13 protein-coding genes are annotated in these 13,194 nt (G+C 56.4%); 1 reads left to right on the plus strand and 12 read right to left on the minus strand.

The annotated features are described in order from the left end of the window. Nucleotides 1-21: 21 nt before the first annotated feature. From F599_RS0103480 to F599_RS0103530, 10 genes are all read right to left on the minus strand, one after another. On the minus strand, nucleotides 22-1,569 hold the full coding sequence (locus tag F599_RS0103480; protein ID WP_169337808.1) for an EAL domain-containing protein: 1,548 nt from the start codon (nucleotides 1,567-1,569) through the stop codon (nucleotides 22-24). 220 nt (nucleotides 1,570-1,789) lie between these two features. Further along, a complete protein-coding gene (budA, locus tag F599_RS0103485; RefSeq protein ID WP_019542148.1) occupies nucleotides 1,790-2,548 on the minus strand; it encodes an acetolactate decarboxylase in 759 nt (252 codons plus the stop codon). Between the two features lie 192 nt (nucleotides 2,549-2,740). Then, nucleotides 2,741-4,024 carry a phosphoribosylamine--glycine ligase gene (gene purD, locus F599_RS0103490; protein WP_019542149.1) on the minus strand — a complete coding sequence of 428 codons (1,284 nt, stop codon included), beginning with the start codon at nucleotides 4,022-4,024 and terminating at the stop codon, nucleotides 2,741-2,743. Between the two features lie 91 nt (nucleotides 4,025-4,115). Next, nucleotides 4,116-4,709 (minus strand): IMP cyclohydrolase, encoded by a 594-nt coding sequence (locus F599_RS0103495; protein WP_019542150.1) that lies wholly within the window; start codon nucleotides 4,707-4,709, stop codon nucleotides 4,116-4,118. A 29-nt stretch (nucleotides 4,710-4,738) separates the two neighbouring features. Beyond that, nucleotides 4,739-5,365: a phosphoribosylglycinamide formyltransferase gene (purN, locus tag F599_RS0103500; protein ID WP_019542151.1), complete on the minus strand. Its 627-nt coding sequence runs from the start codon at nucleotides 5,363-5,365 to the stop codon at nucleotides 4,739-4,741. Continuing rightward, a complete protein-coding gene (gene purM, locus F599_RS0103505; RefSeq protein ID WP_019542152.1) occupies nucleotides 5,355-6,410 on the minus strand; it encodes a phosphoribosylformylglycinamidine cyclo-ligase in 1,056 nt (351 codons plus the stop codon). Before purM ends, purN begins: the two co-directional genes overlap by 11 nt. A gap of 47 nt (nucleotides 6,411-6,457) precedes the next feature. Further along, nucleotides 6,458-7,885 carry an amidophosphoribosyltransferase gene (gene purF / locus F599_RS0103510; RefSeq protein WP_019542153.1) on the minus strand — a complete coding sequence of 476 codons (1,428 nt, stop codon included), beginning with the start codon at nucleotides 7,883-7,885 and terminating at the stop codon, nucleotides 6,458-6,460. Nucleotides 7,886-7,916: 31 nt separating this feature from the next. Next, the gene (gene purE / locus F599_RS0103515) at nucleotides 7,917-8,402 is read right to left on the minus strand and encodes a 5-(carboxyamino)imidazole ribonucleotide mutase (RefSeq protein WP_019542154.1); all 486 of its coding nucleotides are present in this window, start codon (nucleotides 8,400-8,402) and stop codon (nucleotides 7,917-7,919) included. Nucleotides 8,403-8,627: 225 nt separating this feature from the next. Next, nucleotides 8,628-9,389 carry a DeoR/GlpR family DNA-binding transcription regulator gene (locus F599_RS0103520; RefSeq protein WP_072003423.1) on the minus strand — a complete coding sequence of 254 codons (762 nt, stop codon included), beginning with the start codon at nucleotides 9,387-9,389 and terminating at the stop codon, nucleotides 8,628-8,630. A gap of 371 nt (nucleotides 9,390-9,760) precedes the next feature. After that, complete coding sequence (locus tag F599_RS0103530) at nucleotides 9,761-10,144, minus strand: hypothetical protein (protein ID WP_019542157.1); 384 nt, start codon at nucleotides 10,142-10,144, stop codon at nucleotides 9,761-9,763. A 77-nt stretch (nucleotides 10,145-10,221) separates the two neighbouring features. Between F599_RS0103530 and F599_RS0103535 the strand changes: the two genes are divergently transcribed. Next, complete coding sequence (locus tag F599_RS0103535) at nucleotides 10,222-11,457, plus strand: VanW family protein (RefSeq protein ID WP_019542158.1); 1,236 nt, start codon at nucleotides 10,222-10,224, stop codon at nucleotides 11,455-11,457. 50 nt (nucleotides 11,458-11,507) lie between these two features. Here the strand turns inward: F599_RS0103535 and F599_RS0103540 are convergent, their stop codons facing one another. Next, nucleotides 11,508-11,747 (minus strand): hypothetical protein, encoded by a 240-nt coding sequence (locus F599_RS0103540; RefSeq protein WP_019542159.1) that lies wholly within the window; start codon nucleotides 11,745-11,747, stop codon nucleotides 11,508-11,510. 128 nt (nucleotides 11,748-11,875) lie between these two features. Further along, a complete protein-coding gene (locus F599_RS0103545) occupies nucleotides 11,876-12,823 on the minus strand; it encodes an alpha/beta hydrolase (protein WP_019542160.1) in 948 nt (315 codons plus the stop codon). Nucleotides 12,824-13,194 lie beyond the last annotated feature (371 nt).

Consider the following 13,194-nt stretch of genomic DNA (forward strand, 5'->3'; position numbering starts at 1 on the left):
GTTGCTCTCACATGGAAAACATTATACCGACTCTGCTGCCAAATCGCAATCGGGTACCTCCTCGCGCGTCTCTTGTCCCGCATGCGATCTCATATACTGATAAAAGTCCTCCATCGGCATCGGGCGCGCATAGTGAAACCCCTGCAAATACGTTGTATCCATGCGATCGAGTGCGAGCGCCATCGCCTCAGACTCAACGCCCTCCGCCGTGATACTGAAACCGAGCTCGAGGAACGCACGGATCGTATCAGGAAGGAGCGTATTAGGCTGGCTGAAATGCGCCCGCACGAACCCCATATCGAGCTTGATATTGATGAAAGGAATCTGCCGCACCATCATGAGATTGGAATACCCGCTGCCATAGTCATCGAGCACGAAACTGAACCCCGCCTCACGCATGCGCGCAATCTGGTTCTGTAACGTATTGAGATTGATGATAGACTCTTCAGTAATCTCCAGGTGTAACTTATGTGCCGGCACCTGATACTTCTGCTGGATGCTGATGAAATCCTCCGCGAGATGCGGATTCATGCATTGGATAGGCGAGAGATTTATGTTGACCCAATCGAGCTGGAGCATCCTGATGCGCGGCTCGCTCATGAAAGCGCAGACCTTCCGGAACACCTGCATGCCAAGCTCCGTGATACTACCCGTTTTTTCTGCAAGAGGGATAAACTCAGAGGGCGCGATATAGCCCAGCTTCTCATCATAAATACGCGCCAACGCCTCCGCGCCAACGATTTTCTGCGTATGCGCATCGACGATCGGCTGGAAAAAGACACTGACATCGTCTTTGGCAATCGCCCTTTTGAGCGCGCGTTTGACAGCCCTTTCCTGGCGCAAACCATCAAAATACTGACCATCAACGCGAATGGGCGTCTGACTAGGCACCACCGCCTGATCTTGCTGGCGATGCGCAATCTCCAGCGCGTCGAAAATATCATCCACTGACTCTGCACATACCGAGCTGTCCATGACCGCGCAACCAACGCCGACGAACATCTCCGCCGCATCAATCTGCCAGCTCTCCTGGAAGCGTCGATAAGCAGCGGCAACGACGCCCGCCTGATCAAATGGTGAAAAAGAAAGAATCACGAACCTGCCGTTACGCAAATAGAACATCGGCTCCTTGGGAAACGTCTGCTGCAGCCACACGCCAATAAGGCCGAGACACCGATCCATCTGTGCCGCACCATAGAGCTCACGCACTTCTCCATAGCTGTGAATACAGCAGGAAACGAGCCAGAACCGCCTGCTTTTATTCTCCCGCATCACACGCTCAAATGCCTGGCGATTAAATATCCCCGTACGCTGTTCCATAAAGCGTTCGGGATTCTGCGCACCAAAATAAAGGCCGAGACTCACAAGCAAAAACAAATAGCTGAGGACATGGAGGACCGCACTGTGCACGAGAACTCCCGCCAGTGTCAAACAGAGATTCGCTGCAATCACACTAGCGAAAATCCGACTCTGCCGTAACGGCGGATATTTGCGATGAAAATAGAAGCCAGCCAGCAACACCTGGACCGGCAAGATCATCGCTGCTATCTCATAAGGATACTCCATCATCCAGAACAAAATGCCTTCTCCCTTCCTGGGCCCATTACGGACACAGTACGTTCCCACTTGAAAATTCACTCTCAGGAAAATGTATACGCGTCCCAAAACGTACATTTGTACATACAATTTATAATCCTTGCTATATAGTATAGCATATCCCGTCAAGTTTTTGACCGTGTTTCAACAATTTTCATTTTTAGGAACGGTTTTCTATTTGTACAACTTGGCATCACTTACCGCCCTGTTCAATCTGACGGATCTCATCCTTGGAAGCGTTTTCGAGCGCGGCATCCTGGAACTCTTGATTATGCGGCAAATCCATCACAAATCGATCTGTCTTGTTGAGCAGCGCCTTGCCTCGCTCCATCTCGATATCGAATACATGCCCCCCACAGATGCAGGCATCGTCGAGAAAATGGAAATGCCAACCCGCAGTATTCACCCCCTCGAGATACTGCGGGAAATAAAAACAGACGAGCGAACCTGAAATATTCTCAAATACGAACCGGCGCTCATCCTTCGCGAGCACCTCGGCAAACTTCTTGAACGGAGGCTCCTGCTTGAGTTCTGTGCGCGCAGCAACGCGGTGAAAAACGCCGTCCACACGCACGATGTAGAGATTGTTCGCGCCGAGCAACTCGACGCGCTCATCAAGAAGTCCGCGCAGCGCATCAAGGCTCTCCATGGCACCGAGGCTGATGGTATCTCCTTCCTCGAGGAACGAAACGCTTGCAAATGTCACACGATCTTCCATCGCCGCGAGCCGCGCACTTCCATCACTGAGGATTCTGTAACAGCGGTGGTTGAGCAAGATAAGCTCCCCATCAGCCGCATGGAACATCCCCAGACCGATATCTCCGAAGCGCAGGAGCTGTTCCACCGTCGTCGCGCCATAATAATTCCCCATGATCAGAGATTGCAGCGTTGAAATCTGATAGATGGGCTGCTTCTTCTTGAGATAACGGACGGGCGAAGTGAGAAAATCCATAGAGCATGCTCCTTTGTAACAATATGTCAGCCTGATGCCGCTGGCAGCGAATTAGAAAGCAACATCGCATCGACAACAAAATTTATTATAACACGTGCTAACGATAACTCCAATGAATTTCTTTATCAAGAAAGAAAAAAGCCCTCTCAAAAAAGACAAGCGCTTCTTGAGAGGAACTTTTTGTATCATGTATCAAATCAGCCGTTCAAGTGCACGATGCGCGATATCCTTGCGGAACATCTTATCCTTGAAATCGATAGCGGAAACGCCATCATATGCTTTTTCCACGGCCTGCGCAACATCTGCCGCCTCTGCAACGACACCGAGCACGCGTCCGCCAGCCGTGACGATCTTACCGTCTTTCTCTGCCGTCCCTGCCTGGAACACATGCGCACCTTTGGCTGCCGCCTCAGCAAGCCCCGTAATCTCATAGCCCTTCTGGTAGGACTTCGGATAGCCGCCAGACGCGAGTACGACGCAGACCGCTGCGCCGTCACTCCAACGGATGTCGAGATCCTCCAGGCTGCCGTCACCGCGCGCGCATGCCGTCATGATTTCCACGAGATCGCTGCGCAGCAACGGCAGGACGACCTGTGTCTCAGGATCGCCGAAGCGCGCGTTGAACTCGACGACCTTCGGGCCTTCCGCCGTAATCATGAGCCCAGCGTAGAGGCAGCCCTGATACTTGCGGCCCTCCGCCGCCATCGCACGGATGGCCGGTGCGAGGATGGTCTCTTTCGCCTGCGCGACGAGCGCTGGCGTCATGACAGGCGCCGGCGCGTAAGTGCCCATGCCGCCTGTATTCGGACCTTTGTCTCCGTCGTAGGCACGCTTGTGATCCTGCGACGAAATCATCGGCACGATGGTCTCGCCGTCGGTGAATGCGAGCAGCGACGCCTCTTCGCCGTCCATGAACTCCTCGATGACGACGCGGCTACCCGCCTGTCCGAACTCCTGAGCCTCCATGATGTCCGTGATCGCGCGCAACGCCTCTTCCTCCGTCATCGCGACGACGACGCCCTTGCCCGCAGCAAGGCCGTCCGCCTTAATGACGATGGGCGCGCCCTCCTTGCGAATGTAGTCCTTCGCAGCTGCCGCGTCAGTGAAGACTTCATACTTTGCCGTCGGGATGCCATATTTCTTCATGAGTCCCTTGGAAAAGGACTTCGAGCCCTCGATCTCCGCCGCGAGCTTACGCGGGCCGAAGGCGAGGATGCCTGCCGCTTCGAATGCGTCGACGATGCCGTTCGTGAGCGGCACCTCAGGTCCGACGACGGCGAGGTCGATGTCATGTGTTTTCGCAAAATCAACGACTGCCTTATTATCCTCGATGGAGATATCCGGCACGCACTCAGCAATCTCCGCCATGCCAGGATTGCCTGGGATGGCATAGAGCTTCGTAGCCTTGGGGGACTGGGCAAGTTTCCAGGCAAGCGTGTGCTCACGCCCACCGCCACCGATCACAAGAATCTTCATGTATGCTACCTCCAAAAAAGGGCTGCGCCTGCAGCCCCTTCATCATATTCCGTTGCTGCAGCCGAAGCATATCGGCTATCGCAACGCTTCCTTACTTTTTCAGCTGTTCAGCGAGATAGTTCTGGATCATGTCATCGTATGCCGCCGTATGCGCAAAGGCCTCCTGCGCCAGCTCCATGCGCGTGCGGTCGTCGACACATCCGTCTTTCTTCACCTGCTCAGCGATAGCCGCGTAACGGTCCGGATTCGTAACCACCGTGACGAACTTGAAATTCTTTGCTGCGGCACGTACCATCGCGGGACCACCGATGTCGATGTTCTCGATGGCTTCGGCGAGCGTGACGCCCGGCTTCGCGATCGTCTCCCTGAACGGATAGAGATTCACCGCCACGAGGTCGATGCCCGTGATCTTGTGCTCTTTCATTTCTCGCACATGCTCCGGGTTGTCACGTACGGCGAGGATGCCGCCGTGGATATACGGATTGAGCGTTTTCACGCGGCCGTCCATGATCTCCGGGAAGCCCGTGACATCGCTCACATAGGTGACAGGGATTCCTGCCTCCTTGATGGCCTTCATCGTACCGCCCGTCGAGACGATTTCAACGCCAGCCTCATGGAGTGCACGCGCGAACTCGACAACGCCTGCCTTGTTCGATACGCTGATTAATGCGCGTTTGATCTGCATACTCGTTTCCCCTCTCTGACTACTTTCAATTAGGATTTCTCCGGCAGGACGCATACCTTGCGTCCCTCGACCTGCAACCTGCCTTCGCAATACCATTCGATGACCTGCGGATAGAGGCGGTGCTCCTCCTTGAGAACACGCGCACCGAGCGTCTCCTCTGTATCACCGTCGAGTACGGGTACTGCCGCCTGTGCGATGATAGGGCCGCTATCCGTGCCCTCATCGACGAAATGGATGGTGCAGCCGCTGACCTTCACCCCGTAGGCGAGCACGTCGCGATGGGCATGCGCACCGGGGAAGCTCGGCAAGAGTGCCGGATGGATATTCATGATGCGGCCCGCGTAGGCGCGGACGAAATACGGCGTGAGGATGCGCATGAAGCCCGCAAGCACGACGAGCGTCACGCCCGCCTGCGCAAGCTCTTCGATGAGCGCTTTCTCGAACTGCTCCCTATCCTCGTATTCCTTGCGATTCACACAGACGGCGGGAATACCAGCCTTTCTCGCGCGCTCGAGCGCATAGGCCTCCGGCTTGTCCGCGAGCACGACGCCGATCGTTGCATGCACCTCGCCGCGCGCAACCGCGTCGATGATGGACTGCAGATCCGTGCCGCGACCGGAGCAGAGCACGCCGAGCACCTGTTTCTCATTTGCCATCGAACACGCCGCCTTTGATCGTCACATCGTGCTGACCGCGCACGACGCGACCGATCGTGTAGACCGTCTCGCCCGCGCCACTGAGATGTGCCTTGACTTTCTCCGCTTCTTCCTGGCTCACGATGAGGATCATGCCGATACCCATGTTGAACGTGCGGTACATTTCCTTCCAGTCAACATTGCCCCATTTCTGCAGCAGCTGGAAGATCACCGGCATCTCCCAGGCATCATCATTGATCTCAACCGCAAGATCATCCGGCAGCGCGCGCGGGATGTTGTCGTAGAAGCCGCCGCCCGTCACGTGCACCATGCCGTGGAGGTCGAACTTCTCGATGAGCGGCAGGCAGACCTTCGGATAGAGACGCGTCGGCGTCAGCAGTTCCTCGCCGATGGTCTTGCCAAGCTCCTCGATGTATTCGTCTCCCTTCATGCCCTGGCGCTCGAAGACAATCTTGCGCACGAGCGAAAAGCCATTGGAATGGACACCTGTCGACGGCAGGCCGAGGAGAACGTCTCCCTCCTGCACGCGGGCGCTCGTGATGACCTTGGATTTCTCCACGACGCCGACGGAGAAACCGGCGATGTCGTATTCTCCGTCAGGATAGAATCCTGCCATCTCCGCCGTTTCGCCGCCGATGAGCGCGCAGCCGGACTCCTTGCAGGCATTCGCGACGCCTTTGACGACGGACGCCACCTGCTCCGGATCGAGCTTCCCGACCGCGAGATAATCAAGGAAAAAGAGCGGCTCCGCCCCCTGCACGAGGATGTCGTTCACGCACATCGCGACAGCATCCTGGCCGACCGTGTCATGCTTGCCGAGCAGGAACGCAATCTTGAGCTTTGTCCCGACGCCGTCCGTGCCGGAGACGAGCACCGGCTCCTTGTATTTGCCCGCCTGCAACGCGAAAAGGCCGCCGAAGCCGCCGAGATCGCCGAGCACTTCCGGACGGTACGTCGCGCGCACGCTGTCCTTGATGAGCTTGACGGAGTAATTGCCCGCGTCGATGTTGACGCCTGCATCTTTATAGGTAAGTTTGTCAGACATTTCATTCCTCCAAAGTCGTTGTCCGTTGCTGTTCGCTGCTTTATTTCTCAGCACTTGCGCTGCTCAAAGACATACTTGCTGTCGCCCGCGGGCTTTTCTCCCTGCGCGACAGGATAGGCGCTGTTGAAGCACGCATAGCACATATCATCCGCGTGCACACAGTCGACGCACTGCTTGAGCCCTTCGATGCTCAGGAAATGCAGGCCGTCCGCGCCAATGTACTCGCGGATCTCCTCGACTGACTTCGTCGCGGCGATGAGTTCTTTGCGAATGCTCGTATCGATGCCGTAGAAGCAGGGATAGCCAATGGGGGGACTGCTCACGCACATGTAGACCGCCTTAGCTCCCGCCGCGCGCAGCATCCTCACGATCTTGCCGCTCGTCGTGCCGCGCACGATGGAGTCATCGACCATGATGACGCGCTTGCCCTCGACTACGGAGCGGATGGCATTGAGTTTGAGCTTCACCGCCGTATCGCGCGCCTTCTGCGTCGGCTTGATGAACGTACGGCCGATGTAGCGGTTCTTGATGAGACCCTCGACGAACGGCAGACCCGCCTCGTAGGCATAGCCCGTCGCTGCCGTCGTTCCAGAGTCCGGCACCGAAATGACGATATCACCCTCGAACTTCGACTCCCGCGCGAGGATCCGCCCCATCTTGAAACGCGCCGCATGTACGCTCTGCCCGTCGATTACGGAGTCAGGACGCGCGAAATAGATATACTCGAAGACACAGGAGGCAAGTTTCTCTCCCTCACCGAACATATACGATTTTACGCCATCGTCATCGATGACGACCATTTCGCCCGGCTTGATATCGCGCACGAACTCCGCGTCATTGACATCGAGTCCGCACGTCTCTGAAGAAAGAATCCACGTTCCGTCGTCAAGCTTGCCGAGGCAGAGCGGACGGAACCCCTGCGGATCACGCGCGCCGATGAGCTTGTTCTCCGTCATGATGGTCAGGCAGTACGCGCCCTTGATCTTCTTGAGGCTCTCGATGATGCGTTCCTCGATGGTCTCCTTGCGCGAGCGCGCGATGAGGTTCACGAACACCTCCGAGTCAATGGAGGTCTGGAAGATCGTACCTTCCTGCTCGAGCCCGTGGCGGATCTCCGCCGCGTTCGTGAGATTGCCGTTATGCGCAAGAGCGATCTTGCCGCCCGCGTAATTCACCATGAGCGGCTGCGTATTCGCGAGCAGGCTCGATCCCGTCGTCGAGTAACGCACATGCCCGATGGCGATGTACTGGTTCTCCATGTGCGGCAACTGATGACGAAACACCTCATTGACGAGGCCCATGCCGCGCGTGACATCCATCCACGCGCCGTCCGTGAGTGCGATGCCAGCGCTCTCCTGTCCTCGATGCTGCAGTGCGTACAGACCGAAATACGTCATCTCCGAGACATTCTCCGTGCGCGAATAAACGCCGTAGACGCCGCACTCTTCCTTCCATTTATAGTCCATTTCATACATAGTTGGCTCTGATTCTCCCCGCTCTGTGCGATTAAAGCTGTGCCTTGACACGGGCGGCTTTCTTCTCGACGCCCTCGACCATCTCGCCGCGGTAGTCCGCAAGCTTCTTCGCGAGCTCCTCGTCAGAAACCGCGAAAATCTGTGCCGCAAAAATTGCCGCATTCTTCGCCCCATTGATGGCCATAGTCGCCACAGGGATGCCCGACGGCATCTGCACCGTCGAGAGCAGCGCGTCCATGCCGTTGAGCGCCGTCGCATTGATCGGTACACCGATGACCGGCAGTGTCGTATAGCTTGCCACGACACCTGCGAGATGCGCTGCCGCACCCGCAGCAACAATGAAAGCGCCGACGCCCTTCCCCGGCGCCGCGAGTACGAAATCGCGTACCTTCGCGGGCGTACGGTGCGCCGACGCTACCTCTACCTCTGCGGCAATGCCGAACTGCTTCAAAAGCTCGACGGCCGGTTTCAGAATCGGCCAATCGGAATCGCTCCCCATGAGAACTGCCACTTTCATGAGACAATCATCCTCCCCATACTAAAATCGAAAGCAATCTCCCACCCCGTACTGTACGGAAGCACGAGGCAGGCTCTCCATGGCATAAGATGCAACTCATATCCATTTCACATCTTCCATGATAACGGCAAAGCCTCTGCCTGTCAATAAAAACAGGCATTTGTCCTTCAGGCCCGGATACATGCATAAAAAGAAGCGGAATGGTGTCCAGGAGCAAGATACGTCTCAGACCTGTGCGACCTCGATTCCCATCCGCTTCGCTTTGGCGATAAACGTCGCATCTGCGAACTTATCTGTCACGATTCCATCAATCTCGTGCAAATCACACACCTTGAGAAAAGACGAACCACCAATCTTTGTATGATCGATGGCGAGGATTTTCTTTTTCGCACGCTCGACGAGCACCTTCTTGAGCGCCTGCTCATAAAAGACCGCGGACATCACGCCATCCTCGGCATCGACTGCTGTCACACCGAGAAAAGCGATATCGATGCGGAACTGGCGCAGCATGCGCAGCGCAAGATCGCCAAAGAACCCCTTCGCGCGCGGCTCATAAATACCGGAAACAGAGATGAGCTGGATATTCTTCGCATGGGAAAGAATATTGAGAACAGGCAGAGAATGGGAGAGTACAGCAATATTCTGCTTGCCGCGCAGTGCATCGGCAATCTCCACCGTCGTCGAACCATTGTCAAGATAGACGGCACTCCCCTCGGGGATCTGCTGCGCGCAATACTCTGCTATCGCGCTCTTCTCCCGCCGCATCGTCTTCTCGCGCACCGTGAGCGCAGGAAGATAGGCGCCGCCCTCATTGTAAACAGCGCCGCCATGGACCAGCGTCACGATATCCTCATCTGCCAATCGCCTTAGATCGCGGCGAATCGTCATCGTCGAAACCTCGAGATCCTTCGCCAGCCCTTCGATGGTCACGCGTCTCCTTTCCTTAAGCACCATGAGCACCTGCTCCCTGCGCTGTCTTGTCTGCACAATCCTTCCCCCTTTTCTGAACTTTGCACATGTGGATGTGAATTTTACATCTATTACTGTTACATTTCACAAAACTACAAAAAAACCTCTTTTTTTCTGCAAAAATACGAAAAAACGTCTTGCGCAAGCCGCTGCTCGAACGTAAAATAAAAGACGTCAAAGGGAAATATGACGTTAAGCGAATCCATCAGGTAGCTGTTGACCCCTCCTCAGTTACACATGATATCTACTTACCGTTATCCTCCATCCCCCTGTAACTTTTGATTCTATTGTGTGTGTGAAAGACCGCCGCAGGTTCCCCCCTGCGGCGGTCTTTCTATTTCTCGTATGTTACACGCCGAAAGACCATCCTTTCCCTGCGCAAGATCTGCTCACCCCTGCAGGAACCGGCCCACAATCCAAAAGACAGCGGCTGCAACACAGAGGACAGAAAGCACTGGCAACGCAATGAAGAAGAACACCAGCCCGAAGGCAATCGCCCCCGCCGCAAGTCCGAGCTTCCACTTCCAATGCGGCCCAAGTATCTGCCGCAGTGCAGTACTGAATATATCTCCCGTGCCCGTTGTCTCGAAAATAACATGGGCACGCCGCGCCTCTTCCTCGCGCAGCGTCTCATAGGCATGCCCATCCGACGTCTCCTCGAGGGTAACACCATCGTAGTCCGTGCGCTCCCGATCCGACATCACGCGCACCCGCGCCTCCTCCTGCGCGCTGCGCGCTCCGCTCGCATCATCTTTTGCAAAGTCATCCGCCATTTCGCCGCCTCCTGTCTTTTCAAACTTCTCATATTATTTTATAATAGCTATATCAAAATTCGAGGGAGTTCTATGCGATGCATCTACCATTCTCAATAGAAAAGATCCTGGCCATCACCACCATTTCGATTGCCTTTGCCATCTGCATCATCGGCGGCATCTCCGTCTCCATCACCAATCACAACCGCGTCATCCTCGGCGTACAGTCAGAAGGACAGTCGCTCGCCGGCATGTCAGAGACAGAAGCCCGTCAATTTTTCCTTGCAAAAGCACGTACAAAGATGAAGAAGACCGCACTCATCGTAACGAACGGCCCGCAGCACTGGGATATCCAGGCAGCCGACATCGATCTCACACCAAGTGTCGAACAAGCTGTCAGGGAAGCCTACGACACAGGACGCAACGGCAGCCCGCTCACCAATACACTTACGCAGATGCGCATCGCGCTCTTCGGCAAAGATGTACGACTCACCGCCACCTATAGTGATGACAAATTGCAATCGAAGCTCAGCGCCATAACTGCTTCCCTCGCGCGCGCGCCGAAAAATGCCAGTCTCACGCTCTCACCCAAGGGGAATATAGAGCATCACATGGCACTCACAGGACGGCAGGCTGACACTTCAGCACTCTACGATACCGTCGCGCCAAAGCTATCGGCCCTCGCGCTCACCGTGCGCACCGAGATTCCTGTCGAAGAGACTGAGCCCGTCATCACGGACGACGCACTTGCCTCCATCGACGGCGTGCTCGCAAGCTACCATACACAGTATACCCCTGGCAACCGCGGACATAACATCACCCTCGCAGCGGGCAAGCTCAATGGCACCCTCGTGAAGCCGAACGATATTTTCTCGTTCAACGATACTGTCGGCCTGCGCACGGCGGCCGCGGGCTATAAGGTCGCAGGCGTCATCCTTGACGGCCAGCTGGCCGATGGCATCGGCGGCGGTGTCTGCCAGGTGAGTTCTACGCTCTACAATGCCATCCTGCTCGCCGGACTCACACCGACGGCACGGACATCGCACGCGCTGCCCTCCGCCTACTGCCCGCCGGGACTCGACGCAACCGTCGCAGACGGCCAGATCGACCTGCAGTTCCGCAACCAGCTCGCGCACAGCGTCTATCTGCTCACGAACGCCGACGGCCACACGCTCACCGTCTACATTCTCGGCACACGGGCTGATCTCGGCGGCAAGACCATCCGTCTCGAGAGCACTGGCAGCCGTCTCCATCCAAGCGTCTACCGTCTCTACCTCGCAGGCGGCCAAGTCATCGAGCGCGAGTTCCTGCACACCGACAGCTACGCAAGCTGAACAGCGTGGCATGACCGGACGGAAGGCCACCGGTTGCCCCCGCAATCTTCTCAGGAATTGAGCTCGCGAATCACCGTTTTTTCCTCCTTGCCAAGCACCCAGCCAAGCACTTTGGCCTCGGCATAGAGCATGGAAAGCTGTTCATGGTTCGGTGCGTCCATCTTGCGCAGATCCTGGTACTGCTGCCGCTTGAGATTGTAGCGTGCCGTCACTTCCGGCATGCTGCGCGGCTTCGCATAGCTCCGCGCATTGTAGTGGGCAAGCATTTCTCTCGTAGTATCATCCATCATATATCATCCTTCCTCAAACCGCTGGCAGATGCCAGCGGTTTTTCTCTCACTATATCTTTTCTCCGCCAAAAGAAAAACTCCTGCCGCCTGTCCGTCACAGCCACTGAGCTTTTCCAATACCCCGGCAGCTAATGCATCTTTCCATGCAAAAATGACATGACCGTCCTGTCATAGCGTGCGGCATCCTTCTGTGAGGCAGCTGAATGGATGGCCTCGGGCACAAGCAGCAGTTCCTTTTCCGAAGTGCATGCGGCATAAAGCGTCTCCGCCATGGAGGCTGGCACCAGAGTATCCGCTGTCCCATGGATGAACAGCATGGGCACGCGCGCATGGCGCACGGCCTCGATTGGCGCTGCCTCGCGCAGGGAGAATCCCGCCCGGCTCCGGCAGCGCCAATCGAGCAGATTCATCCCTGGGAAAGATGGCAGGCGGAACGATATCTCCATCTGATAGGCAAGCAAATCGTAGGCACTCGTGTAGCCACAGTCCTCGACCACCGCCGCCACCTGAACCGGCAGTGCATCCGACGCTCCCGCCATCATGACGGTCGCCGCCCCCATCGACACACCGTGCAGCACAATGCGGGCCTCAGGATTGCGCGCGGCAATCTCCTGCGCCCAACCAACGATATCTCCGCTCTCGCGCAGCCCCATCGTCACGAACCGTCCTTCACTCTTTCCAGAACTGCGCAGATCCGGCGTGAGCACGTCGTATCCCTGCGCGAGATAATGTGAAGCGAGATAGTAGGAATTCTCCTGTGTACAGCCGTAGCCATGCACGATGATGGCCCAATTCCCGCGTGGCCGCTCCGACCGGAAGTGCGTCGCCGTCAGATGCAGGCCATCCGATGAGATGAGCCGCCACTCCTCGCTCGATGCATCAGGACGCGTATAGTTCCATGTCCCCGGCGGCATGAGCAACGCATAGGCGCGCGGCGGCGCCTGCGGGTTGTCCGACGCACCGCGCACGAGCCCGAAATCCACGAGATAATTGCCGATATAATAGCCCGCCGCCACAATGGAGACAGAAAACGCCATCGCCGCTGTCAGCAGGAACGTCACAAGTATTTTCTTCAAAAAAAATCCTCCCTCCAGTAGAAGCATAACAGCTTCTGCTGAAAAGAGGATGAGATTCCCTTTCCTGCCAGAGCCAGCGTTCAGGGAACCACTGGCGGATCGATAGCTTAGGGAACCGCTGATTAAATGAGGTGCCCTGAATTTGCGTAGATGCGCTGTATCTCTCTAGGAGACAAACCGGAGGCGTAGCAGAGCTACGCTGAGGATTGTAGGGCGACGAGAGGACAGTGCAGATACGCAAAGGCAAGGTGCCGAATGAATCAGTGGTTCCTTAGAGCGCGCCGCCGAAGGTCGCCGTGAGCACGAGATAGGCAATCCCGCCCATGATCGCCGTGCAGGGAATCGTCATGACCCAGGCGACGACCATCGAG

Origin of the sequence: Selenomonas bovis DSM 23594 (genome assembly GCF_000381005.1) — a bacterium.
Classification (GTDB): Bacteria; Bacillota; Negativicutes; order Selenomonadales; family Selenomonadaceae; genus Selenomonas_C; species Selenomonas_C bovis.